The sequence below is a fragment of the Nostoc sp. DedSLP03 genome (assembly GCF_034530815.1).
Classification (GTDB): Bacteria; Cyanobacteriota; Cyanobacteriia; order Cyanobacteriales; family Nostocaceae; genus Nostoc.
Genome location: NZ_JAVRCK010000023.1, coordinates 48438 through 75189, shown reverse-complemented (window position 1 = coordinate 75189; position 26752 = coordinate 48438). Strand labels below are relative to the sequence as shown.

At 40.1% G+C, this 26752-nt stretch carries 20 protein-coding genes and 1 pseudogene; 2 read left to right on the top strand and 19 right to left on the bottom strand.

Annotated elements, in window-relative coordinates:
- Positions 1-6: 6 nt before the first annotated feature.
- Both RM368_RS13630 and RM368_RS13625 read right to left on the bottom strand, forming a co-directional pair.
- Positions 7-888 (bottom strand): hypothetical protein, encoded by an 882-nt coding sequence (locus tag RM368_RS13630; RefSeq protein WP_322694544.1) that lies wholly within the window; start codon positions 886-888, stop codon positions 7-9.
- 501 nt (positions 889-1389) lie between these two features.
- Positions 1390-3000, bottom strand: coding sequence for an NAD(P)/FAD-dependent oxidoreductase (locus tag RM368_RS13625; RefSeq protein WP_322694543.1), 1611 nt, complete (start codon positions 2998-3000; stop codon positions 1390-1392).
- 345 nt (positions 3001-3345) lie between these two features.
- Here RM368_RS13625 and RM368_RS13620 point away from each other — a divergent pair, with 345 nt between their 5' ends.
- The gene (locus RM368_RS13620; RefSeq protein WP_322694542.1) at positions 3346-3999 is read left to right on the top strand and encodes an RNA ligase family protein; all 654 of its coding nucleotides are present in this window, start codon (positions 3346-3348) and stop codon (positions 3997-3999) included.
- Between the two features lie 235 nt (positions 4000-4234).
- Here the strand turns inward: RM368_RS13620 and RM368_RS13615 are convergent, their stop codons facing one another.
- The 7 genes and pseudogenes from RM368_RS13615 to RM368_RS13590 form a co-directional block, all read right to left on the bottom strand.
- Positions 4235-5263 (bottom strand): LD-carboxypeptidase, encoded by a 1029-nt coding sequence (locus tag RM368_RS13615; protein ID WP_322694541.1) that lies wholly within the window; start codon positions 5261-5263, stop codon positions 4235-4237.
- 116 nt (positions 5264-5379) lie between these two features.
- Positions 5380-7821: a dynamin-like GTPase family protein gene (locus RM368_RS13610; RefSeq protein ID WP_322694540.1), complete on the bottom strand. Its 2442-nt coding sequence runs from the start codon at positions 7819-7821 to the stop codon at positions 5380-5382.
- 250 nt (positions 7822-8071) lie between these two features.
- A pseudogene (locus RM368_RS38750) lies at positions 8072-8245 on the bottom strand (SAM-dependent methyltransferase); the annotation flags it as partial.
- 16 nt (positions 8246-8261) lie between these two features.
- Entirely contained in the window at positions 8262-9245 is a 984-nt protein-coding gene (locus RM368_RS13605) for a polysaccharide deacetylase family protein (protein ID WP_322694539.1), read from the bottom strand.
- Between the two features lie 185 nt (positions 9246-9430).
- Positions 9431-10315: an aspartoacylase gene (locus tag RM368_RS13600; protein WP_322694538.1), complete on the bottom strand. Its 885-nt coding sequence runs from the start codon at positions 10313-10315 to the stop codon at positions 9431-9433.
- Positions 10312-11367: a glutathione S-transferase family protein gene (locus RM368_RS13595; protein ID WP_322694537.1), complete on the bottom strand. Its 1056-nt coding sequence runs from the start codon at positions 11365-11367 to the stop codon at positions 10312-10314. The genes RM368_RS13600 and RM368_RS13595 overlap by 4 nt, the downstream gene beginning before the upstream one ends.
- 162 nt (positions 11368-11529) lie before the next feature.
- Positions 11530-14115 carry a BsuBI/PstI family type II restriction endonuclease gene (locus tag RM368_RS13590; RefSeq protein ID WP_322694536.1) on the bottom strand — a complete coding sequence of 862 codons (2586 nt, stop codon included), beginning with the start codon at positions 14113-14115 and terminating at the stop codon, positions 11530-11532.
- 112 nt (positions 14116-14227) lie between these two features.
- On the opposite strand from RM368_RS13590, the gene RM368_RS13585 reads away from it, so the two are divergent.
- Positions 14228-15211 (top strand): D-glycerate dehydrogenase, encoded by a 984-nt coding sequence (locus tag RM368_RS13585; RefSeq protein WP_322694535.1) that lies wholly within the window; start codon positions 14228-14230, stop codon positions 15209-15211.
- Positions 15212-15345: 134 nt separating this feature from the next.
- On the opposite strand, the gene RM368_RS13580 is transcribed toward RM368_RS13585, so the two are convergent.
- The 10 genes from RM368_RS13580 to kdpB all read right to left on the bottom strand — a co-directional run bounded on the left by RM368_RS13580 (position 15346) and on the right by kdpB (position 26656).
- A complete protein-coding gene (locus tag RM368_RS13580) occupies positions 15346-17130 on the bottom strand; it encodes an iron uptake porin (RefSeq protein WP_322694534.1) in 1785 nt (594 codons plus the stop codon).
- Positions 17131-17656: 526 nt separating this feature from the next.
- Complete coding sequence (gene pabB / locus RM368_RS13575) at positions 17657-19840, bottom strand: aminodeoxychorismate synthase (protein ID WP_322694533.1); 2184 nt, start codon at positions 19838-19840, stop codon at positions 17657-17659.
- A gap of 175 nt (positions 19841-20015) precedes the next feature.
- Positions 20016-21434, bottom strand: coding sequence for a hypothetical protein (locus tag RM368_RS13570; protein WP_322694532.1), 1419 nt, complete (start codon positions 21432-21434; stop codon positions 20016-20018).
- Between the two features lie 174 nt (positions 21435-21608).
- On the bottom strand, positions 21609-21812 hold the full coding sequence (locus tag RM368_RS13565; RefSeq protein WP_322694531.1) for a hypothetical protein: 204 nt from the start codon (positions 21810-21812) through the stop codon (positions 21609-21611).
- Complete coding sequence (locus tag RM368_RS13560) at positions 21812-22360, bottom strand: pentapeptide repeat-containing protein (protein WP_322694530.1); 549 nt, start codon at positions 22358-22360, stop codon at positions 21812-21814. Before RM368_RS13560 ends, RM368_RS13565 begins: the two co-directional genes overlap by 1 nt.
- 55 nt (positions 22361-22415) lie before the next feature.
- Positions 22416-22814: a hypothetical protein gene (locus RM368_RS13555; protein WP_322694529.1), complete on the bottom strand. Its 399-nt coding sequence runs from the start codon at positions 22812-22814 to the stop codon at positions 22416-22418.
- Between the two features lie 129 nt (positions 22815-22943).
- Positions 22944-23309: a TrkA C-terminal domain-containing protein gene (locus tag RM368_RS13550; RefSeq protein WP_322694528.1), complete on the bottom strand. Its 366-nt coding sequence runs from the start codon at positions 23307-23309 to the stop codon at positions 22944-22946.
- A gap of 291 nt (positions 23310-23600) precedes the next feature.
- The gene (kdpC, locus tag RM368_RS13545) at positions 23601-24239 is read right to left on the bottom strand and encodes a K(+)-transporting ATPase subunit C (RefSeq protein ID WP_322694527.1); all 639 of its coding nucleotides are present in this window, start codon (positions 24237-24239) and stop codon (positions 23601-23603) included.
- Entirely contained in the window at positions 24239-24508 is a 270-nt protein-coding gene (locus RM368_RS13540; RefSeq protein ID WP_322679437.1) for a potassium-transporting ATPase subunit F, read from the bottom strand. Before RM368_RS13540 ends, kdpC begins: the two co-directional genes overlap by 1 nt.
- A 6-nt stretch (positions 24509-24514) precedes the next feature.
- Positions 24515-26656, bottom strand: a complete 2142-nt coding sequence (gene kdpB / locus RM368_RS13535; RefSeq protein ID WP_322694526.1) for a potassium-transporting ATPase subunit KdpB — start codon at positions 26654-26656, stop codon at positions 24515-24517.
- Between the last annotated feature and the right edge of the window lie 96 nt (positions 26657-26752).

Sequence of the window (26752 nt, the reverse complement as noted above, 5' to 3'; positions counted from 1 at the left end):
TTTGGCTTAATTTGTCGGGCTGAAACAGGTTTCATCCTTGCTTATCAGACAAAGCTGTTTCTGACCTAGATCGGTTTTGAATTTCACCTGATAAGTTTCGTTTTCCGCAGGCAAAGTTTTCGTGTAGTTATTCGCTCTGTCGCACGAAAAGTCACGAGTGAAAGTTGCTGGAGACCAGTTAATTGTCATCGTACTGCCGCTCAGACTGGCTTTTCCTTTTCGAGATTGGAAAATTTGCTGGTTGCAGCTGCCGTTCATTACGTTCATTATTCCTGTAAATTCGACCGTTCCGTTCGGCAAAAATTGATAAGTGAAACGCGAACCGTTCGATCCGATATATGTAGCATTCGTACTTATAGCACTGTTTCCGGTACGCGTCCAAACCCATTTTCCAACTAACGACGAAATCTCTCCAACGCTACCAGATGAATCATCAGTATCATTTGAAGCAGTTTCGCCCGCGTGAGCGCTATCGTAAACAGACAGCAAAAGTTTAGCTTCCGCATCATTCGGTAAATTTCGTAATTGCCCTACAAATTCTCCGTTAAATGCCTGCCGAATCCGGCTTTGTTCCTCTTCGGTCTTAGCAAGAGCTTGTGTATAATTGGAAATTAGATTGTCAATGCTTTTTCTAGTTCCATCTGGGTCTTTGCGAAACTCATTTAATTTTATTGACTGATATTCATTACGCTGCTCGCTAGTGAATTTTCCTGAAAAGACCCATTCGTAAAAAGCGATAACTTTGTCAATATCAGATTTGTTGAGAGATTCGTTTTGAGCCGTTACTAAAACTTTAGTTCCAGCAGCTTGGGCAGAAATCTTTGTAGTCGCTCCGTCCATCAAAACGATAGATAAAAATAAGATGGAAAAATATTTGAATTTGTTCATTATTACTATAATTCTGTTGCCATGAAATTAATGTTCCCTGTGAATGGGGAGTTTACATGCAAATTCACACCTGTAAATGTGTGAGGCATTAGTTAGATTGCGATGAAATTAATTGTAAACGTTTAGGGAGTACAAATAATAATAAAAACACCCAAGGCTAAATAATTCGTATTACGTTCGCAAGCTGCCAGAACTTATCAATAGTTAAATCAAGCTATTATAAATGCACTTAATGCATTGACTAAAAAAAATATTAGGGCTAGTACAATATAGAAGTCATTTCTGTACAAATCAGGAATATCTATACTCAGTAAGCCAATTAGTTGTAGAAGCAGGTATATGTCTATTTGCTGAATAAAGTTCGACTTAAATTAAGTTGTTAATTGTTGTAATAGTACCTGCAATACAACTTCATTTAGAAACTTCCTCTCAACTCAAAATCGGATGCTGAGACTGCGTAGTTTACTGTCGTCGGCATCGCATTCACTATTTCAGATTTTACTAATTGCAATTCTTCAAAATACTTAAAGCCACCGCCTCCGCTACCTTGATACCATCGATACCAGCCGAAAGGATTCCCCCGGCATATCCCGCGCCTTCACCAGCTGGATAAAGACCGACGGTATTTAAACTTTGATAATCCTCTTGGCGTTTAATCCGAATCGGTGATGATGTGCGGGTTTCCACCCCAGTCAACACGGCATCGTCCATTGCAAATCCTTTAATTTGTTTGTCAAAAGCGGGAAGGGCTTCACGAATGGCGGCGATCGCATAATCTGGTAAACTCTGACTCAAATCGCCCAAGTGTACCCCAGGTGTATAAGACGGTGTAACAGTGCCCAATGCTGTCGAAGGACGATGGTTGAGAAAGTCTCCCACCAACTGTCCTGGAGCTTCATAAGTCCCACCGCCCAATTCAAAAGCCCGTTCTTCCAAGCGTCGTTGGAAATCAATTCCTGCTAACGCATTTCCTGGATAATCTTCGGGAGTGATGCCCACAACGATCGCACTATTGGCATTGCGCTCATTGCGAGAGTATTGGCTCATCCCATTGGTGACGACTCGCCCCGGTTCTGATGTAGCTGCAACCACCAAGCCCCCCGGACACATACAAAAACTATAGACAGAACGACCATTTTGACAGTGGTGAACTAGTTTGTAATCGGCAGCACCCAAAAGCTTATGACCCGCCTGAGAACCGAAACGACATTGGTCGATGAGAGTCTGGGGGTGTTCGATCCGAAAGCCGATGGAAAAAGGTTTCGGCTCGATGTAAACCCCGCGTTCAAATAGCATTTGGAAGGTATTACGGGCGCTATGACCTACCGCCAGAACCACATAATCGCTGGCGATATATTCGCCACTGGCGAGGGTGACTCCCCGCACGTGTCCATTTTCGATGTTAATATCTTCCACTAGGCTTTGAAAGCGAATTTCGCCACCGAGGGATTCGATTTTGGCACGCATACTTTGGACGATTCCCACCAGTTTGAAGGTGCCGATGTGCGGTTTGTTGATATAGAGAATTTCTGGTGAGGCTCCGGCATTGACAAGTTCGGTTAGTACCTTGCGCCCATAGTGCTGAGGATCTTTGACTTGACTGTAGAGTTTGCCATCAGAAAATGTACCCGCACCACCTTCGCCAAACTGGGCATTGGATTCTGGGTTGAAATCTGATTTTTTCTTCCAAAAGCCAAAAGTATCAGCGGTGCGATCGCGGACTTGTTTGCCACGTTCTAAAACGATCGGACAAAAGCCCATTTGCGCCAGCATCAAACCCGCAAATAAGCCACAAGGCCCAGTACCAATCACGATGGGGCGAATCTTCAAATTGCTCGGTGCTTTTGCCACTGGGCGATAGCTCATGTCTGGAGTCACCATCACATGAGGATCTTTTTTCAGGCGTTTGAGTAGATGAGTTTCCTGAGTTGTTTCTACATCCAGTATATAAACAAGAGCGATCTCTCCTTTCTTACGGGCATCGTAGCTACGCTTGAAGATGGAATAGCCGATCAATTCTTCATCTGTAATTTGCAGCTTTTTGAGGATGGCAGTCTCGATCTCATCTTCAGGATGATCGAGCGGGAGCTTTACTTCTGTTAGGCGTAACATAGCGACGAGAAATTCATACTGTCTATTAAAATCTTAATCAAAATCATCGAATTTTAGATTTTAGATTTTAAATTTTGGATTGAAGATTCAAAATTTAAAAAGGTCTGAATGCGAATTTATGTTGAGCGGAGTCGAAACACAGCATCTCCAATAGTTGCCCTGAATTTATACTCGCTCCGCAATAAGCACGCTACGCAAAATAAAATCAGAAATATAGATATACTTTAATCTTTAGCCCAAAAATTAACATATTTTGGGCTATTTTTATCGGTTTTTTCTTAACATTCAACACTTTTGGTCTAATGGGTTTTATAATGCAAGCGTTACAGACCTCTTTTGAGCGCAATGACACGAGTGCAACTTGTTTATCCAAAAATTCCAGATAGCAAAAATTGTCCTTGGGAACGCTGCATAGCTTTTGAGAAATATGATGGTACAAATCTGCACTGGGTTTGGGAATTGGAACTTGGGTGGTATGCCTTTGGTACGCGTCGGGACCGGTTTGATTTAGATGATATGGAAATTGCACAATTTAACAAAGCGCATCCAGGTTTAGAAGAAGCTCCTGAGATTTTTAACAGAGACTTTGCTAATCCTTTACAAAGACTATTTCAAGAAAATTTAAATTATCACTATCCAGAAATTACCGTATTTACAGAGTTTTTTGGGACTAACTCCTTTGCAGGGATGCATCGAAAGGATGACCCGAAACAACTGATTCTCTTTGATGTGCAAACTGATAAATGTATTATTGCTCCCGAACAATTTCTCCGAGATTTTAGTTACCTAAACATTGCACAGGTTGTTTATCGCGGTAAGCTAACAGGTCAATTTATTGATGATATTCGAGAAGGTAAATATGGTGTATCAGAAGGTGTTATTTGTAAAGGAGGTGGGAGCGATAGTAATAACGTATGGATGGTGAAAATTAAAACATATGCTTATATGAAAAAATTACAGCAAGCTTTTAAGGATGATTGGAAGACATATTGGGAATAAAGCAAATTGCACTATCCATTTTCCCTATTCGTGCAACGGTGAATTTCTATTGCTTCCGTCCGTATGCATAAAACTTCTTCTTTCCCCCCTGCTTCTCTGCACCCAAGAGCCAAATAGGGTTTCGTCCTGTTGATACTGCGATCGCAAAACAACTACGGTAGCCCTATCTCTTCATACTCTTTTTTTGACGAAGGTATTGCTAAAATCCAAAATTATTTGACTTTTGACTTTTGACTTACCCAAAGGGGCTGACAGCCGCCTCTAACATTTGTATTGTCCCAAGTTCAGCATTTATTTCCACTTCTACACCAATTGGCAAGGTAAATTTATCTTTAATATGACCAATCATTGAACCGTACCAAGCAGGAATACCTAAAGGAAGTATGTGTTGTTGCAATACTTGCATTAATGTAAATGACGGTTCATCTCCAAGACTACATTTAGTACATTGCCCAAAGATAAAACCTGTAATTTGATTTAGTATCCCAGCAGTTTTTAACTGTGTCAGCATCCTATCTATCCGATAAACATCCTCGCCAACTTCTTCCACAAACAAAATGCTTTTGTTCCAAGTAGGTAGGTAAGGTGAACCTACCATCGCTGATAGGACTGATAAGTTTCCACCCACCAGTTTACCCCTCGCCTTTCCTGGTGCGATTATCTCCAGCCGCACTTCGCTAGGGTTGAGATTTTGCATAGTCACCGCTTCACCATTAAATAGGATGCGCTTGAAGTAATCCACAGTAAATTGATTCCAGGTAGACGTAGCAACTGGCCCATGAAAAGTAACCATTTGACTACGGGCATTAATTGCCAACAACAGGGTAGTAATATCGCTATACCCGATGATAATTTTCGGATGGGAACGGATCAGCGAGTAATTGAGTAAAGGTAAAATGCGATTGCAGCCCCAACCACCACGCATCGGAATAATTGCTTTTATGGTGCGATCGCTAAACATCAAATTTACATCCTGGGCGCGATCGCTGTCTTTACCCGCTAAATAGCCGTAACGATCTAAAATATGCTTCCCCAGCTTGACTTTTAACCCTAACTGTGAAATTAATTTCTGCGCGGCTTCAATGTCTTTAGCGTCAACGATACCCGCAGGCGAAATCAATCCTACGGTATCGCCAGGTTGTAGACGGGGCGGCTTGCGGACGGTGTTTAGAGATGGCTTACCTTGGGCGGTAAGTGTTGGTATTTGAGTAGCTAAGGTAGCCAGCCCACAGGTTGCAAGAAATTGCCGACGCTTGATATTCATAACTATTTTGTTGGGGATTAGGATTCTAAAAAGTTAGATCCCCGACAACTTTTAGGAAGTCGGGGATCTGGATACCGCAAATTTTCACAAATTAAATAGGATTGCGATATGTAAAATTAAACCTTTTGTACCATATCTGAAATCACAAATCCATTATTAGCGAATTTAGCATCAGTAGCAAATAAATCACCAATCACAGGCAAAAGACGATCGTATAATTGCATCGCCTGCAAACAACTATTAATACTAGAAACTGCCGAATTATATGCTGCAATATTTTCTTCAACAATATTCAACAAGCGGCGATTATTGGCAATTTTTTCTTCGGCTTCTTGTTCTAATATTTTCTCTAAATAAGCACGTGCCTGTGGGTATTGTTGCAAAATTTCATCTGCTTGCTGTTCTGCCATTGGCAATAACTGACTTTTCAGGGTTTGATTAATGGTTTGACGGAAAGATTTGCGAATAGTTTGGGAAACTTTTGGTTCAAAATCTAACTTCAATAACTGCCTAATAGCTGGTTCTGCTTCCACGATACTTTCAGCGTCATAACCTTGAGAAGTTTGTGATAAAGTTTGGCGAAATTGATATATAGAAAAAGTGCCTTCATCGTAAAATCTCGGACTTTCTCGCACAAAGCGATCGCACTCCACACTAGCTGCACTAAATAATGCTTGAGCAACTCCTTTTTCTAAAATTCTGATCTCTTGCTCAATACCACCATCATTATCTAATAAACGATACAGTTGGCGATAATATTCTGACTTACGAATCTTTTCAATCAACCGCTGGAAATAATTTGCAACTATTTGCTGAGAAGATTCAACCAAAATATCCTCTAATTGATTTGCTAAGTAATAAAATGCCTCTACTAAAATAGCAATTAAAGGTGCAGTAGCATTGCGAGGATGGCTGATGGTTGCACGTTGATAAGCAGAAGCTACCGAAAAAGTATCTAGCAATTCATCTAAGCGGCGAATCATTCGTGATTGCAATTGCTTAAAATCTGCTTCAAAAGCATCACAAGAATTATTAATTACATGGTTAACTTCTTCTTTGATATGCTCGCTAAATTCTCTCCCAATTTGCTGTAGTTGCTGATTGAGGTGTTGCAACTCTTGCGCCTTCATCGTCTCAATTTCTTGGGGCTGACTATCTAAATCGCGTTGGACACTCTGATAATGTTTTTTGAGCTTAATACAAACATCTTCCAAATCATCAGCAAGATTTTTAAATAATTGGGGACGCTTTTCTTCGGTAAGATAACGAGTAATAGCTGTGCGAAATTCTTCAGTTCCACTATCTTGAATTAGCTTTTCTACCAGTTCATTTCCCCACTCTCCCAGAATCCGCACATAATTTTGATTTGGAGTTTCATGGCCGTTAACAGAAACACGGAATTTACTGGAAGATAGCTTTCCGGAATTTACACAGTAGTTATTAAACGCATAGACAAATTGTGGTGTTTCTTCTTTACCATCTAAACCTTTAATACTTTCTGCAAAAACAGAATCTAAACCAAATCTATCTTGTGGACTTGCTTGTTTAATCTGACTGCCATAAAATCCTAATAACCCACTGGTTTTATAAACCTTCCTGGAATTGGCAAATTGTCCACTAATTAAATCGTCTAATCGTTGCCGTAGCTGAGTATTATACCAAGTTTCATCGATTCGGTTGAAGACATAGAAAACGCGATCGCGTACTCCCCCATTTTCCCGCATTAATTCTAAAAGTTCTGTTTCTTCTTTTGTCATATCACCCGCCGAAGCAGGTTTTAGCACACACACCACCGCCGACGTATCAGGATGTTGAATTTTGGCATAAGTTAGTTGTGCGTCTTTCTCTACTGGCGCATCTATACCCGGCGTGTCAATAATTACATTGCCATCTTGTAGCAAAGGATGATTGCAGTAATATTCTATTCGCTTCAATACCGCACTATTACTACCACGACGCGCATATCCAGCCGCTTCCTTGAGATTGGAAAAGTTAAATTGCTCCATTGAATATGTAGCATTAGTTACCGTACTAATGCGATCGCTATTTGCGATATATCCCTCTAGCAACAACATTAACGCCTTCGCCTGTTTTGCACGTTCTGATTGACTCTCACCACCTTCGTGCTGAATAATCGCTTCAGAACCTTGACGTAGCAAGTTAATTACCTCAGCTTGGTTGATATTAGCTACTGTTTTAAATCCTAGTTGCTGACACAAAGAAACTGCTTGTTCTCGAATCTCGACTTCACTTAAAAATGTCAAAACAACACGTTCTTTATCTACTTCTGCATACTCGATTTTGCATTCTGTACCTGTAGCGTGTCCCTCTGCACTGTAGAGTAATTCTCTTTCTAATAGTGCATTGATTAGCATTGATTTCCCAGCACTAAACGCACCCGCAAACACAATTTCAAACTTGGGAGAAATTACCTTACTTAAAGAAGTTTGTATAAATGTAATATCTTGGGAACGTAGCGTTGATTCTTGTTGCAATAGTTGTAATATAGATTCAACCTGCTCTTTCAAATTTTGGCACTGAAGCGGTAAATCTGACATATTCAGCATCCTGACAATATTTCTCTATATATTAGTAATCTTTATTGTCATCATGGTTCAGTAAAATTCCTGAGAAGTTGTATGCGGTTCAACTGCTGGATATTCAGGTTATCAACAATTAGAAATTATACCGAACTCACCTTAAATATGGTTACATTACAATACAGTATAGTTGAGCCTGACTTTGTGCAACGGATGCAGTATAACAAGCACTTTTATGACAACTAAATAATTGTATTGCTACAGCACATTAAAATACTAACTTTGCTAAAGCTGCCAAGTTTAAGCTATTTAAAATACTAGACTTAATTGGACGTTTTTCATCCCAAAATATTAGAGATGAATAAAAATCTTTAGCTAATGAAGAAGTTAAAAGCTGATATGATTCGTATGCACTTTTCTCATCAAAAAAGCTGAGGAAGTGATAATAGATGATATTTTTACCTCTTTTGAAGCACTAATATAGGTAGTTTCGGCGCATTGGCTGCAAATTTAGCGTGTTGTCCAACAGTCAAAACATTAAATTGACTGGATATCATTTCTAAACTTTTGTTCACTATTGCCAGCTTTTTGTAGGTAGGGACACTCATACCTGGAAAGAATGAGAGTTCTGGCACATCTTCTTGACTTACAAAGTCTGTAGGATGGAGTAGTAAAGAAGGCTGGACGCGTGTCACTTTACACAGCCATAGGGCAATTCGTAGGTAGAGTAACGCCACTTCCGAAGAAAATGTACTCAGAAACATTATGTAACTGAAGTGAATTGGCACTTTAAAAATTGGCATGGTAGTAACGGGAATCTCAGTCAGCTTATCTTTATCTAGTTTCCACTGGTAAGGTTTTAGAGGCTGCAAACCCTCTTTAAAACCGCCAAACAGTGCTTCCCGTTTTTTACGTTCTTCCTTGCTCAATTTACAAGTTATTAAATAATATGCTCGTGCTATGGGCCCCAAAAATGTAGGAAAAGTCGAAGCATCATATTCGTATCCCCGGCGTGCTAAGACTTTCAATACTGCTGGAGAAAAACTGTATCCTGGCCCCCGGAAGCCGATAGGATGTTGATGAGTGACACGCTTGATATGTTCTTCGGCGAGTGCCACCTCTTCTTCAATCTCATTCTCTGAATACAGATGTAGCCAAGGATCGTGATAGAATGAATGATTGCCAATTTCGTGGCCGGCGCTAGCGATCGCTTGTATTGCTTTGGTATTCTTTTCTAGCGCTGCATCTTGACCGACAATGAATACTGTGATTGTCAAATCCCATTGCTTGAGAATATCTAAGAAACGAGGTACTGCGATATCCAAGTAAGAAGGATAAGTCTGCCAACCCGGAGCGCCCTGATTTTTTAAATAAGACCAAATATTATCTAAATCTAAAGAAAGACTGGCTATTGGTTTGTTTCTTTTTTGCTTAATTTTCATTATGAGTTCAAGTATTTAGACAATTTTAAGGGTAAATTATTATATTGTTAAATTTGAATTATATATATACTTACATAAATAGTTTTTAGTAATTGCGTTAGATATATGAAGTTATTAATAATTTTGATCTTCAATTTTTGTCATCACTTCGATCAAAAGCAATTATCCGAAAACTTATCCACATCTTAGATGTTGATTTGCTGCCTCTGGGTTAAACACATGGCAATTCCCTTTTCGTAGTAAGCTGCCTCATTAATAAAAATTGGCCAAACAGTAGATGCACCTTCATAAACAATTGTTTTATTGTCAAAAGTTATAAAAATTGGATCTCCTGGGTTCAAGGCTTGATAATCCTTATCTTGAAGCTCTGGATGAATCATTCCAAAGATTGTACCATCCAGTTTTTTTGGGTAGTCTACAACTGATAAATGGTCATAGAGAATCAAGGTTTCATTATTTGATGAAATTTTACCCTGGTTAAACTGTTCTAGGTAGTCCAGAAGGGCGCGAACAAGTTCCTCTGTTTGTTGGAACAGTGTTGCTTTTAAAACTCCTTGGGCAATTGGGCCAACCTCGAATGCAAAGCCTAATTCGCACAGAGAATTTACAAATGGGTTTTCTGCAATTGATTTAAAAGAACAGCGATAAACCTTAACTAAAGGATTAATTTGGCTCAGATAAGCAGCCAATTTTAAATTTAAAGGATGACTGTTATCAAGAATAATTGTCAGACCCATATTAGCTGTACTGCTGTGCAAGTCTAAAATGAAATCTGCTTGTTTATCCTTATTTGATACTAAGGTATCTTGAATTAATTTAGCTTGCAAATCTTCGTAACTATTTAGAGTCGGATTTTGTAAATCTTGCTTGAGAAAACAGCGATTTAAATCTTTCTCAACATATCGTCTCCCGGCGGCAAAAGCATTGGGATTTGCCAACAGAGTGACTGTCTCAAAACTCGGTCTAGTAATTAAATCGGGAAACTGAGCAAATTTCTGGATTAGGTAGGCTCCTGTAAACTCATTGCCATGAGTTCCACCGACAATTGCAACTCGATTAATCTGGTTCATGAAGCATTTACCTTGCCTATGCGATCGCGATCGTGTGGTTGATTAAGATAAGACATATCAGGGCCATTGGGGATAATTCCGCCGGGATTGAGTGGGAATAGGTTTCCGTAGTAGTCCCGCTTCACAGTTTCTACATCGCAAGTGTCAGCTACACCCGGAAGCTGATACAAATCGCGCAGATAAGCTCCGAGATTTTGATAGTCTCGAATTCGCTGCCGATTGCATTTAAACAGCCCATAGTAGGCACTATCAAACCGAAATAATGTCGTGAATAAACGCACATCTGCAAGTGTCAGATGTTCACCGCAGAGATAGCGATTATTCTGCAATGCAATCTCAATCTCATCGAGAGTTGCGAACAGTTCATTACAGGCTTGATTGTATGCTTCTTGACTTTGGGCAAAGCCACAGCGATACACACCGTTATTTACTGTGTGATAAATCTTTTCATTCCACCAGTCAATTTTCTCTTTAAGTTCTTCTGGGTAAAGATTTAGCGTCGGATTGTTGGCAAATTCGTTAAACTCAGAGTTCAGCATGACGATGATCTCTGAACTTTCATTATTGACGATGGTTTTTGTTTGGTTATCCCATAGTACTGGTACTGTAGAGCGTCCACTGTAGCCCGGTTCTGCTTTTTGATAAAATTCAGCCAGTGTGCGACAACCTTCTTCTTCATCGTTAAATATCCAACCGCCTTCAATGGGCGAAGGAGAGACGATACATACTGATATTACCGCTTCGAGTTTTTTGAGCGATCGCACAACCAAAGTTCGATGCGCCCAAGGACAGCCCAGCCCAACATAGAGTTTGTAGCGCCCCGTTGCTGGTGGGTGTGGATTCCCTGATTCTGTACCGATAAACTTGCGAAACTGGCTATTAGGACGAATATATGCTCCCGACTGATTGCGAGGAGCAAGATTTGACATCATTATCTGCCACATAGTCGTCCAAACAAACTTTCCTAGCCAGATAATCAGCTTGGGAGGAAGCGACTTGCCTTTCTTCTTGGGGAGCTTTTTCTCGTCATCCATTGGAGTTGAGTTAGTCATGGCGACAATTTTGCTTTGGGAGCGATCAACGTACCTTCAGATTTCTTACTTTACTTTACTATGCTTTGCCTTAACTATTGGATCGATAACACAATATTGTGGACATTGATATCGCATTTATGAGAATTTATCAGCTAGCGATCGCTTATTTTTAAGAATAGTTTATTTAGTTTCAGAATCTCTATCCATTTTGTAAGCCTGTAATAAATATTCTCCATTGAAGTGAATGAGATGAGTAGAATCTTCCGCAACCCAAACATCGGTTTCCCAAGCAATTTCAGCCAAATACTCTACCATCGCTTTCCGGCTTAAAAAACTTGTTACCATTACAAGGGGAATTTTTATATCGGCAAAAATAACTTCAAGTTCTTTCTTACGTTTAGGGTTAATTGGCCCATGAGAAGTTACAGCTTCAATTAAAACTAACCAATCATTTTTTAGATAATGGATAATTACATCAGGCATTTTACCGTGAGAATCGATAGTAATGCCTAAATCTCTCAATGCCCTTTCATTAAAATAAGCGAATTTTTCATCTGTATCACCAATATAAATCAGTTTTCCTCCAGGTGTAAAACATTCTGCAAACTCCTTAATAATTTTTTCGATTAGAATATTTTGTCCACCTGGCGATAGAGTTTTCACCTCTCCCTCAATCACTATCGGAATACGTGATAGTTCCCGCTCCTGAGCGTATCGTTTTTTCAAAGTTTCAACTGAAGCAAGGTAAGTATAAATGCTCTTTTTCCATTCATTAGTTCCATAAGTACGTAAGAGTTCAAGGGTACTTTCTTCAATTTGATACACAGTTTTCGGACTGTTAATAGGACGTTCAGGTGCATCTGGATTTACAATTATCAAAGCCGCATCTAAGAATTGATGGACTGTTTGGCGGCGAACAGTTTCCCGTGTATTAGGTTTATATGTTTTGCCATAGTGCAGTGCCATAAATTCCATCATTGGCGTAATTCCCATTAGGGGAGATGCAGCTGTTTTCCAAGTATCTGTTGGCTTTAAGTTAAGTAGAGCCAGCAGAGTTAAAGCTGAACGCTCATTAAGTTGTGCCCGTGGAAGTCCAAGTTCAATTAAAATTTGTAGTGCTTCATTAATACGGGTTTTAATTATTAAGGGGTTGTTTTCAGACTGATTACTCATACTCAGTAACTCTTCTTGCAGAAGTTCATCGATTTCTTTCTGTGATGGAAAATACTCAGTAATATATAGCCCTACGGTCATTAGTTGTGCTATTGTCGGATATTTTAAATTTCGTAAATCGGTTGCATTAACCTGAGTATGTCCATTAAACAACCGAAAAAATGCGTCAACCAGGCTAGAGTTAAGATAAGCAGCAAGACCACGTGCTAGGGTAAGATTAAGTCCTCTTCCGTTCTTGTGAAAGTAATTCAGGTGGTTTTCAAAACCTACCCAAGAACAATTAATTTTGTTGGCATCATACACAACAGCAACAACTCGTTTTTTTTCTTCTTTGGAGGAGAATCGTTTAGTCAAAACGTAATGTTCATTTGGTACTAAAAGAGGAAGAGTTGCTTCTGCATAGACCAAAGCTTGGTGTTTTTTAGTTACTTTGGGATACTCAACATATCCGGCTGAAAAATTCAATGGATAAATCAAAGGAACAGTGTCTTCATTTGGCATTAAACACAGATATTCTTTAGTACGAAAATCTACAACTCGTCCCGTTGATACTGTTAATTCTAAGTCTTGTAATGTGCAAGTAAAGTTAGCCATTTTTTGAATGACCTGCTGACTTACCGTATCGGGGATAATGTGGATAAATTGTTGCGAGTCGTTGGGCAGAACTATCTCTGTATAAGCTAAGGAATTTGACAGCATAAAATCATCATCAGCATTTGAACTTGTACTGATGGTTACATTGTCAAATTTTGGTTTTTGTTTGATAGCATTAATAATAATTGTTTCCTGTAAAACTTCATCATGACTAAAAGCTTCCTGTCTGGATTCAAAAAGATGTATCTGGTTTAAAGCCATGATTTCCAAAAACATTTTGCGGAAATTCCTAAAATATGGCCCATTACAGAAACTACGCGGCGAGATAGCTACAAGCTCTCCTCTTGATTCAAGAAGCTGAACCGTAGCAGCGATAAAACCTGTATATAAATTGCTGGTTTCTAATCCTATAGAACGTAACAAATCACGAACTTTGGAATGAGCGTTAATTTTTAAATATGGGGGATTGAGAATAGCGTGAGTAAACCTGCAATTATCAGGATTATCGAACAAACTAGGGCAAAGAAGTCTGACTGCATCCTCAATAAAATCCATATTTCGGATCTCATAGTTTAAAGAGATGCCAGCTATTTGACATTCTCTAGCACACAATTTCAATGTCTGATGTAAATACCCAATCAGAAAAGGATCGATTTCATAGGCAACAATATCTAAATTGACTGGGCGTTTTTGGCTGTGACAAAGTTTAGCCACAAAGGCTGCAAGTAATGAGCCAACTCCTGCTCCAGCATCAAGTAGAGATATTTGAGGAAGATCGAGTTTGCCAAACATCCCAACCATTAATTCTGCGACTGGAGCAGGTGTCAAAAATTGACCTAGTTTTCCTTTTTGCTTTTGCTCCTGTTTCAAGCTTGCAGCAATCCTCAGAATATCTACTTCACCAAGTAAGTTTCTGGCAGAACATTTTGACAAGCTTTTGAATTCCAACGGCTTGTAATGATTTTCTTTAGACTCTCTATTGCTTGATTGGAAGATCACGGCTCATTTTCACAGAATAAAAACCAACTTTATCAGGTTTTGAATTTACGCCATGATATTTTAGGGAGAAACTGATGCAAGAAGCGTCCCTTTATCTAGAAATTATTTTAATATGCTTCATAAAGTCTTCGTTACTCGTCGCCTACCCATCGAATTAGAGCAACTGCGATCGCTCGCCATTGTCGAAGTTTGGCCAGAACGCCAACCCCCTCCCTACGAAATTTTACTAGAAAAAGTCAAGGAAATAGATGGATTGCTATGTCTGCTGACTGACCAAATCGATCGCCAAGTCATCGAGTCTGGGAAACTCAAAGTTATCAGTCAAATGGCTGTGGGTTACGATAACATTGACATTGCCGCCGCTACGGCACGAAAAATTCCCGTCGGTAATACTCCTGGAGTGTTAACTGATGCTACCGCAGATTTTGCCTGGGCTTTGTTAATGGCAGCTGCACGGCGCGTAGTGGAGGCAGATCGATTTACTCGTACAGGATTGTGGCAGACTTGGGAACCAGATTTGTTATTAGGGCCAAATGTTACGGGTGCAATCTTGGGGATTGTTGGTTTTGGGCGGATTGGACAAGCAGTTGCTCGTCGTGCTAAAGGGTTTGAAATGCAGATTTTGTATACGAGTAGGCAACGATGCAGCCGAGAATTAGAACAATCTCTAGGTGTGGAGTTTGCTACCTTAGAACACTTACTGCAAGAGTCGAATTTCGTGACTCTGCATACACCATCGGCTGATGATACTTATCATTTAATTAGCGATCGCCAATTTGAATTAATGAAGCGATCGGCTATTTTGATTAACACGGCGCGGGGAACCATTGTAGATCCAGATTCTCTGTATCGCGCCCTTGCAAGCGGTCAAATCGCTGCTGCGGCTATTGATGTCACTGAACCAGAACCGATTCCCAGCGATAGCCTGTTGTTAACCTTAGATAATATCATTATTGCACCGCACATTGGCAGCGCCAGCCGTCAAACGCGCTCAAAAATGGCTTCAATGGCGATCGCTAATTTAATTGCAGGATTAAGGGGCGATCGCTTGGCTAATTGTGTCAACCCTGAAATTTATAATTCACGCCTAATGTGAATTACGCCTGATGTGAATTATGAACGCCCTCAATCTAGTACCGCAAGGCGGAAGTTAAAAGGGACGCATAACTATGCGTCCCTAAAGCAACGTGAGGTCTGTCGAACTCACGTTAAAGCAAATTGCGTAAACCTTTAGAAGGTGAAAGTTGTTCTCAGCGTACCGATAATTGCATCATCGTTGTTGCTGTTTTGACCAGGAGAGGTCAACCAGATTACGCCAGGGGTGATTGAGATATTATCTGACACGCGATACTTGTAAAAGCCTTCAAAATGATAAGGTATATCATTACCAGTACCAGCAAAAACTCCGCCTCGGTTACGGGCATAAGGTTCTGCACCAGCAAAAATCCCTAAAACGTTACCCTTTTTACCGAGATCGGGTAATGCTACCCCAAGACCGTAACTCCAAGCTTGATAATCATCACCAGCACCAAAGCCTGTGATATCGTGGTAAGAAACGAAGCCACTGACTGACAGTTTGTCGCTGGGTCTGAAGGCTGCTTCTATACCGTAAGAGTTACTGGAAGATCCGTTTAAGGTACTTAGAGTATTAGCTTGATTAGTACCTACAACGCGGATAGTACTACCCAAACCACCACCTAGATCGAATAAATTACCACTTCCAGCACCATGATAACCGTGAACGTAGGTAGCAGCTATAGATAAGCGATCGCCAACACTAAAGTTCAACTGTCCCAAGGCTGCATAGTTCCCCTCTAATAAACCTTGATTTGCCACGGAATTAGCAGCATTTGATGCCAAATAGCCGATAGTCAGCGAACTTGGTTTGAAAAAGCTGCCACCCTTACCAAACGGTAAAGTCAGTGCCGCACCAGCACCACCACCAATGCGATAAATCGGACTTTCAGAAGCAAAGGTAGACAAAGCACCATTACCGCCATCATAGTCCTCAAAGTAAGGGTTATTAGTGGCAACATAATCGCTATGAATACCTCCGGTGCCCGCAAAGTAGACTTGGGCTGGACCTATTGGTACGTAATACGCCAGCCAGTCGATAATCACACTGTTGTTACCAGTGGCGCCGATTTGAAAAGTTTGTATACCTTCAGAAGTATTGATCCCAACACCATCATTTCCTACTTGTGTAAAGGATAGTGCATTACCGGCTGCAAGACGGGTGTGTAAAACGTCTTTACCCGTGAAGCTGGTTTGCAAGTCTAAACGTACCCGATCTTGGAAGACAGTATTGTTTGCATCGCCAGTGTTATTGCCAAAAATATCACTAACAGCAAAAATAGCTTCACCCACCAATTTTGTGGTAGTAGAAAACTGATTAGCTTCAAGTTCCGCAGTCCGTGCTTCTAGAGAATCTACTCGACCACGCAGAGTTGCCAGTTCTGCTGAGAATTCCTCCTGCAAACGCTGGAGAGTCGCCAAATCCTGTTTTGTCACCAAGTCAGCAGTTGCTGTGGCAATCAGTTCATTAACTCGATCTAAACAAGCATTCAAACCTGCGGCAAACTCATAACGAGTCAGTGCCCGATTGCCTCGGTAAGTAGAATTTGGGTATCCAGCAATACAACCGTAGCGTTCAACCAAGGATTGCAAAGCTTGGAATGCCCAATCAGTCGGCTGTACATCAGAAAATTGAGAAACTGATGTGACTTGAGACAATGAATTCTGGTTCTTGCCTTCGTTGCTGTAGCGATTAACCTCATCTAAAACCTTATTTTCATCAGCCTTTTGGGCGACCAACTGCTGATTAACTTTTGGTTGCTCTGTTTGAATGAATATTGAAGCATTAGAAGTTATTGGTGCTTCTGTCTGAGCAGCTTTTAACTTTATATCTTCAAAAGAGCTTGCTCCTTCAGCAGCTATAGCTCTTGCGGAAACCAACACCGTCACTCCCAAAACTACTGGACTTAGTACCAGAGTTTTCCACAATAAATCAGACATTTTTATTTTCCTTTCCCAAAAATAACCTAAATCAGTTGGTTTAAGAAAAAGAGAACAAGTAATTATTCTACTTGTTAGAAATCTTATCAGATTGCTGTTACCTAAGCCATATCTAAGAAAGTTTTATCACATGAAGAATCGTAAAGTCTTGCAGGTGTATGTTTACTAAAGGTCGCGATTATAAGGTATTTTTGCGCGTTTTTGCGCTATTTATGAACTTTATTTTCTTGTTTTTAACCTTGATTTGCGGTAGATAGTTTTTATCTTTAAATTTATTGCTGAATCAAGAAAGTGCATTTATTTATTGGGTTTCAAATTAGGAATTAAGAATTATTAATTATGAAGATTTTTGACCCTACAACCTGTGGAATATCGGTTTCAAGTCGAGGTAAATAGTACGTAAAGCACTGCAATGAAGCGAGAAGGCAGTGATTTATTATTTATCTAAACTGTTCGATTTGATTCATCACTGATTACTTATATATCCTACTCAAAACACATTTTTATTTTTTTTTAGTTACCTGATTTAAGCAGTTAATTTTTCATAATTATCGGCGATTGTTTCTAATCCCAGAATGTCATAATTCTTTGACTCAGAGGTTCCATACATCGTCATAACCATAGCGTCGATTAAGGCTTTGGCTTTCAGCAGCGTTTCCTGAAATTCCATCTCCGGTTCAGAAAGGGCTACAATTCCGCCACCTATACCAATGGAAGTTTGATTGGGAGTCAAAACAGCAGTCCGAATCACAATATTCAAATCGGCTGAACCATTCAAACCCAAAAAGCCGATCGCACCTGAATAGATTCCTCGCGCCTCTTGTTCTAGGCGATCGATAATTTGCATGGTGCGGATTTTGGGCGCACCAGTCATCGATCCTCCGGGAAATGCAGTTCGCACGCAATCCACCGCTTGTAAATCTGAACGTAATCGCCCGCGTACTGTTGTTACCAACTGATGTACTGTTGAGTATGTTTCCACATCCATTAATTTTGGTACGTGGATGCTACCAACTTCACAAACTCGTCCCAAATCATTGCGTAACAGATCGACAATCATCAGATTTTCAGCTTGGTCTTTTTCGCTGTTGCGTAGCTTCTCACGGAGGACAAAATCGGCTTCGGGAGTTTCTCCTCGTGGTAGGGTTCCCTTGATCGGTTTAGTTTCTACCCAACCTTGGCGATCGATCCGTAAAAATCTTTCTGGAGATGAGCAGGCGATAGCAATTTCACCAAAGCGTAAAAATGCCGAATAAGGAGCCGGATTGATTTTACGTAATGTGCGATAGAACGTCAATGGATCGGGGGTTGCATCGGTGTGCAGCTGATTAGTCAGGCAAACTTGATAAGTTTCCCCTTCGTGAATTTCGTCTAAGCATTGCTGAATATCTTGAATGTAATTTTGGTAAGTGCGACTCAAACGGAACTTAACTGGCTGATAAGTTTCTTGGGGTACAAGAGAAAAAAGAGGATCTAGAGTTTCGAGTTGTTGTTGAATAGTATCAAACCAAGTTTCTACCTGCTCTGTTTGTCCTTTTTTGATTAATTGCAGCAAATAAATACACTGTTCTTGATGATCGATCGCAATCATGCGATCGGCAAGTAAGAAAATTGCATCAGGTAATGGTGAAGAATGTACCAATGACGACGATCCACACTCCGCCTTAAGTTCATAGCCAAAATAGCCCACAAATCCACAGTTAAAATCAAAAGGTAAATCATCAGCTTGGCAACTTCGGCAGTCTATTTCTCGCTTCAAATACTCAAAAATACTTTCGGTGTGACGAGTTACGGTATCTGACTGGGTGACGATGATTTCTTGCGTTTCGGTATTATATCGTACCAATAGACTGTTAACCCCGCTTCCATCACCCATAAATGAAAAGCGAGATAGACCAAATTCCACACGGCTGCTATCTAACCAAAAAGCATTGGGGGCATTCTCAAACAACTGCACAAATATTTGTTCTGTATTTGGGCAGATATCTAACTTGCGCGTATACAATTCAAATTTTTCTTTCTGTTCTTCTCTACGAGACGCTGCGCGAAGGCAGGGTTTATCTACAGTAGGAGTAACAGATCCATATCGAATCCGATACTGTTTTTCTGGACTTATTGACGATTTCTCTGTAAATTGCTGCGTAATATCTCGAAAGTTTTCTAATAATCTTTGCCCATATTCTGTACAGATAGACTCTGGGTGAAACTGCACGCCCCAAAAAGGTAAATGCCGATGACGCAATCCCATCACCAATCCTTCTTCAGTCCAAGCAGTTTTTTCTAAACACTCAGGTAGTTCATCAGCAACTAATAATGAATGATAACGCACCACAGAAAACTGATTAGGAATACCTTGAAATAATTCTGAATTATTATGATAAATTTTACTGAGTCTGCCGTGTCGAACTTCCGGTGCATGAATTACTCTGCCACCATATAGATAGCCAAGTCCTTGATGTCCCAGACAAACTCCCAACAAAGGTACATCCACATTCTCAATTATTTGCCGACAGACTCCAAAATCTTCCGATCTCTCTGGACGACCGGGGCCAGGTGAAATTACAATGTTGTCAAAAGCAATCTCTTTCAATTCATCCCAGTTAAGGCGATCGTTATAAATTACTAGAGGTAGTTCCCCATTTATCTCGGCAATCATCTGGTAAAGATTAAATGTATAAGAGTCATAATTATCAATAATTAGCGTTTGCATACATAGTTACTTAACTAGCACATATAGCAATCCTAAATCATTCGTGAAAAATTAGATCCCCGACTTCTTCAAGAAGCCGGGGATCTGGCTTAAGTTCTATAGGCACATCTTCAAAAAGAAAGGGTTTCAGAAAACTTTACTGGATGAATTATGGCTTGTTTGCCAAAGGTCACATTTATACAAGAATTGCGCTCGATTTTGTGCCATTTCTAGACTTTACCTTCTTGTTTTTAACCCTGATTTGTGGTAGGTCTTTTTTGTCTTTGTAAAAGTAACAGATTTCTACTAGAGTTGGCCATATTTCTAGAGAACCGTGAAATTGGCTAATGACATCATCGATAATTCTAGAAACATTTTGCTGAAAAAAGTCTGGTTCAAATCCATAGAATACTCTCGATAAATTCTCAGCAAATAATTGAAGTGACTGCTTGCGTTCTTCATTCTGAGTAGAGATTGAGGCTTTGACTACCTGCCTGTGAATAGTAGAGATTTTTTCCAGGATTTCCTCAGAATCTTGTAAAGTGACTTCGCCTGAGTAATCAAACTTGATTCCCAAATCGTCAAGATGATAAACACTGTTTTTAATCTTCTTTTTCAGCAAGCTACATATCTCCTCATTAAATAGTTCGCTAACGAGAGGATTACGCATATAGTTATTTCTAATATGGTTTTGGACAGCATCAACGTGTGCAGCTGCAATACCTTCTTGCTGTATCCAAATTCTATAGATATAATCCTCAAATCTAAGCCGAGTTGGAAAAAAGGGTGGTAAACCTAGCTGATTATCATATCCAGCGACTCCACAATCCATTCTCCAATTTTTGTTAGTAATAACGGGTCGAAAATTGGTAAGAATATAAAAGTCATTTAGGTCATTAGGACTAATTTGATTCTCATCATTGAGATACATGTGAACAAAATCAAGGGTATCAATATCATTTGTTCCTGTGCGAAAAGTTTGGGCAATCTTGACGATCGCATTATTCAAGACTCTCCCCTGTTGTAATAAAAGGCTGTTTTCTCGAAAGTAACCTTTAGTTGTATTGGTTTCTAAATCCATTGCTGTATCAAGTACCAATTCTCCAGCCTCAAAGTTTTCTGGTACATGACTGACTTTTTGACCTAAAACATCACCAAAAGCCGTGAGTAAGTCAAAAGATTTATGGACGTAGCCACCTTGTTGATTAGATTTAATTAATTTTCCTCGACAGATTTCATCACCAGATAAAGATTCTGGGCTAGTTTCAATTAATGCATCTGGACGCATATCGTCATCTGCACTAACCATTAAATGTCCAAGAGTATACATGAGTGTGAAGTTACGATTTCCGCCATAACTAGGTCGGAATAAGTTTTTGACTAGTGATTCTAGCTTGCGATCGCGCAGTCTTTCGTTTAAAAATGTAATAAATTGCTCTTTCTGTTGTGGCCCAACATAAAACACGTCATTGACTGTCTTAGTCTGCTCTAAAAGTGGATAATATTTCTCGTGGTTGGCAATGCTGGAATCGTCAAAAACGATAATTTTTAAAGCATGACCATTTGCCCAGAAATTCTCATCATACTTTTCGATAGTTTGTGCTACATCTCTCAATCGATGAGTCGGAATAACAAATACTGTTTCTTTTTGTTTTATAAAATTTATTCTGATTTATCAAATGAAGTTTCCAAATTCAAAATTTGTTTTAAGGTTCTCAATTTAACAATCACTGCATCAATTTTATAGATCGCTGCTAGCAATTTCTAGCTTATTCTTACTATCCTCCAACTATTTCCAGAGTGCTTCTATTTGACCAAAGGCGATTTCTGGAGATAGTTTTCCAGCCGTTTCTAAATTAACAATGTAGTTAACTTTTTGAGTAAATTCTTGGAGGTTAGCATTAAATACTAGGTTGTTTGGCTGAAATTTACCGTGGTAGCGATCGCGAGGATAGAGAAAGCGATTTTTATCTTCATAATTAGGCTCTACCATTAATTTACTCCTGATAAAAAATCTGATTGGCTATTAGCTGATTGATTGCAGCGACCTGAGATAAGCCCATTTGGCAATACTGTTTCACAAAGAGTCACAGAATTATGCTCCTGGATATCGTTGTTTTTTGAAGCTTTGATGAGATTTGCGTAGCTAAGATTGGCATTTCTCAAATCACTTCCTTCTATATTGGATGCTGACAAATTCGCCTTTTGTAAATCAGCATCAGTTAGCAATGTATTCTTGAGTATGGCTCCAGTTAGATCGGCTCCTTGTAAATTTGCTTCCCGAATATCTGCCCACTGCAAATTTGCATAGCGGAGATTAGCATTTTTGAGGTTAGCGCCTTGAAGATTTGCCGATCGCAAGTCAATTCTTTCTAATTTTGCTCCTGACAAATTCATTCCTGATAAATTACAGCCAAAACATTTTCTTGTTTCTTGCAGCTGTTGAATCAGATGCTCTCGAAGCAAATTATTACTTTGAGAAACAAAAGAAGGAGTCAGAACAAACGCCGTCGGAATTAGGAGTCGGAAAAAGAGATTCATAAATACAAACTCAAGTCTAAAAGTGAGGAATTAAAGTTTATCTTCCTATGGCAACCTATTTAGGGCTGTAGTCAGAACAATTGAGTGCTTGTTTCGTTAGAGCAGTGGTAGGATGTACTGCACACTTGAGAAAATAGTTATTGTTAAAAAATTGGCATTTTTTACAGGTATGTTGTTCTAAATGTTTAATGCTTACTATTTCGTCTTTATCTTGTGCCGCATTTTCTGGGGGATCTTCTAATGCTTTGCAGACAGATGAAACTAGAAAAACAACAATTGCCCAAACAATCATGAAAGAAATGTGAGCCAAAAACACTGCTACAAAAGGAATGTCTCCGTTATGTGGTTTGGTGTCACTATATGTTGCTTTAGACAGGTTAGCTTCAATCAGGGTAGACTGATGAACACTTTTTTGAGCGGATACATAAAGTCGGAAAAGCTCCAAAGTATGCATATTAAAAACCTTTAGCTAGTCGAACTCAGATCCAATAAAGTTAAAGAAGCAAGAGGCAAAAATATATCTTCTTACTCTTGCTGCAAGCTCGAACTGCCTTCTGCCTTTATTCGAGAAATATTCATCTGTCTAATAATATGTGGAATTGAAACTACTTGATAATTCTGGGTAATTTGAATTAACAGATTGACTTTCTCTTAACCGAGCTTCCAATAAGCAACTGTTGAGAGAATAGTAAACAGAATGAATTTTTTTAAGAGTTACTTTCAGAGCAGGAACCATCATAGGATGAGTTGCTATTGCTAAAATGTAATCTCCGGCGAAAATACTAGGATTATCTGTTGCTGAAATGACTTGAGTTTCTCTTAAAATTCCTAGAAAAACGCATTTATTCGGTAACTTAATATCACTTAAATGGATGCCACAGTAAACGCTATTATCTTCGATAAAAACACCAAACAGGGTTGGTTCTAAAGCTTTTTTGTTTTTCAGCATAAAATCTTTTTTAACTCTAATAGTATTGTCCAATACTTTACGAGTAAAATCTGCTGTTGCAAAGATATATTTTGAAGATATATAAACTGTATTAATTAAATAGAGTATGCGTTTATTAATTAGTTAAACAGGTATATATTTAGAGATATAGATTTTATTTATCCTCATAAAAAAAGATTCTCGATTTATTTAATAAATCGAGAATCTAAGATTTTCAATTCTAAGTAATCATTAAAGATTACTATAGATAACTATTCCGAATAGGAGACATATTCACTATTTATCAAGCCTTTATCCCTTAATTTTATCTAGAGCTAAATTCAGCTTCAACACATTAACTCCAGGTTCGCCAAAGATGCCGAGAAAGCGGCCGTCGGTGTTTTGGGAAATTAAAGTTTCGAGTTGGTTCGGTTGAACTCCTCGCGCCTTGGCTACTCGTGCAACTTGCGCGATCGCAGCTTCCGGGGTAATATGCGGGTCAAGGCTGGAACCAGAGGTGTAAACTAAATCGCCAGTCGGCTGCACACCTGCTTTTTTCAAACGATTGAAGTCACCTTCAACTTTTTTGCTGGGATCTGGGTCATCTTTACCTTTAATGCGTTCCATTAATGCGGGATTACTGGGAGCCAAGTTACTAGCGCCAGAAACCCCAGTTCTCAAAACTCCCGCATCGTCTTTTTTCGGATCGGCTGTGCTGTAGCTGGTGGTACTGGGACGGCTGTTAAAATAGCGATCGCTACTAAAAGGTTGACCAATCAAAGCAGAACCGACAACTTGACCTGTAGCATTTTTCAGAAGACTACCGTTTGCTTGAAAGGGAAACACAATCTGCCCAATGGCAATCATCGCAAAAGGATAAATAATCGCTCCAATAACCCAGAGTACCAAGGTAGAACGAACGGCTCTACTAGCTTCGCGTGCAAAACTCATTAGAATTTCTCCGGTACAAACATTACAAAAAATAAATAGATGGAAAGTCCCAGTGTCACCAGTCCTAACAACCCCAATCCCCAAGATTGACTGCGGGAAAGTTGTTCATTAGTAGCGGCATAAACCATAGGTGCAACCACTAAGTTGAAACACATTGCCAAGAACAAATACAGTGGTAGCTTTTGTCTACGCCATTGACACCAGATTTCAGTTATTTCTTCTAATACTTGGGATGCAAGAATAGTGCGGCGGATCTGAATAAATTTCATAGTAAATTAAGACAAAGGTAAGATAATATCTATCAGTTTGATGGCAATGAAGGGAGCAACGATACCGCCAAGACCAAAGATGAAGATGTTACGACGTAACAGTTGATCTGCTGTTAAAGGTAAAAACTTCACCCCTCTGAGTGCTAGCGGAATTAGTGCTGGAATAATCAGAGCATTGTAAATCAGCGCTGAGACGATCGCAGATTGGGCACTCTTTAATCCCATAATATTCAGTGCGCCGATTCCAGCAGCAGCAAAGATTGTCGGAATGATCGCAAAATACTTGGCAATATCGTTAGCGATGGAGAATGTTGTCAATGCGCCACGAGTAATTAGCAACTGTTTACCTATGGTTACTAAGTCAATCAACTTCGTGGGATCTGAGTCTAAGTCCACCATGTTAGCAGCTTCTTTGGCAGCTTGCGTCCCCGAATTCATCGCCACACCCACATTTGCTTGAGCCAAAGCAGGTGCATCGTTCGTACCATCCCCAGTCATTGCCACCAGTTTACCCTCAGATTGTTCCGAGCGAATCACTTCAATTTTGTCTTCTGGAGTTGCTTCGGCAATGAAATCATCCACCCCAGCTTCCTCGGCAATTACCGAAGCGGTAATTCTATTGTCACCTGTGAGCATGATAGTTTTAACACCCATGCGGCGGAGTTGGTCAAACCGTTCCCGCAAACCGGGTTTGACAATATCTTTGAGGTAGATAACACCATAAATTTTGTCATCTTGGCAAACAGCTAAGGGTGTACCGCCTAACCGGGAAACTCGCTCATAAGCTGCATCTATATCATCAGGAACGTTACCGCCACGGGAACGGACAAATCCCTTAATGGCATCCACTGCACCTTTGCGAATTTGTTTGCCATCGGGTAGATTCGTGCCACTCATCCGGGTTTTGGCGGAAAATTCTACACCTTCGGCTTTATCAATATTAAAGTCTACCCCAGCCTGATATTTTTCTGCTAAAACTACGATTGACTTGCCTTCTGGCGTTTCGTCAAACAAGCTAGCAGCTAGGGAGACTCGCGCCACATCTATTATTGAGTGATTATCCAAGGGAATAAACTCGTCAGCCATCCGATTCCCCAAGGTGATCGTGCCCGTCTTATCCAGCACCAAGGTGTTGATGTCACCGCAAGCTTCTACCGCTCGCCCAGAGGTTGCAATGACGTTAAATTGAGCAACCCGATCCATCCCAGCAATGCCGATCGCACTGAGTAAACCACCGATAGTTGTGGGAATTAAAGCTACCAGTAGCGAGATGAGAATAGCAACGCTAGCACCCGCCCGCAAACTGTTTCCCGCCTCAACTCCAAAGGCTGTGCTGATAAAACTGGCGATGTAGCTGACGAATGGGGGCATAGTTGCCACCACAATCAGGAATACTTGCGTTAACACTGCCAACAATACCGTCAAAGCAATCTCATTGGGAGTTTTGCTGCGTTCTGCCCCTTCTACCAAGGCAATCATGCGATCGATAAAGCCTTGTCCGGGATCGGCACTAATGCGAATTGTCAACTCATCGGAGAGTAGGCGCGTACCGCCTGTCACCGAACTGGCAATATCTGTACCTGGTTGCTTCAGTACCGGGGCAGATTCCCCAGTGATTGCCGACTCATCCACTGAGCCGATGCCTTTAATGACATCCCCATCGGCAGGAATCATATTATTGGCAACCACTTTTACCAAATCGCCCCGTTGCAGTTCTGTAGAATTGACTTTTACTATCGAACCATCGGGGAGGATTTTATTAGCGATCGTATCCGATCGCGTCGATCTTAATGAATCAGCTTGTGCTTTACCGCGTCCTTCAGCTACAGCTTCGGCAAAGTTGGCAAAAACGAGGGTAAAAAAGAGAATAAAGGTAATCAACCCGTTTAATACGCGTTGTTGGTTAACATCTGCCTGGATGGTGCCAAACAGATTTGGGTTTAGGGTAACAAGCAAGGTGACAATTGTCCCTACCCAAACAACAAACATCACTGGGTTTCTAACAGTAATTCGCGGATCGAGCTTAATAAATGACTCACGAATTGCTCTCTGGTAAAGTCCCCGCATATCAGCTTTGGGAGTGTGTTTGCGCGAGTCACGAGTTCCAGATGGAATACGGGAGGAGGGAGAATCAGTAGTAATTGGCATACATTAAATTTTGAGCATGAGTCTTTGAGGTGGATGAATCCAGTTCAGAGGTGGATGAACGGAGTTCAGAGGTGGATGAACGGAGTTCAGAGGTGG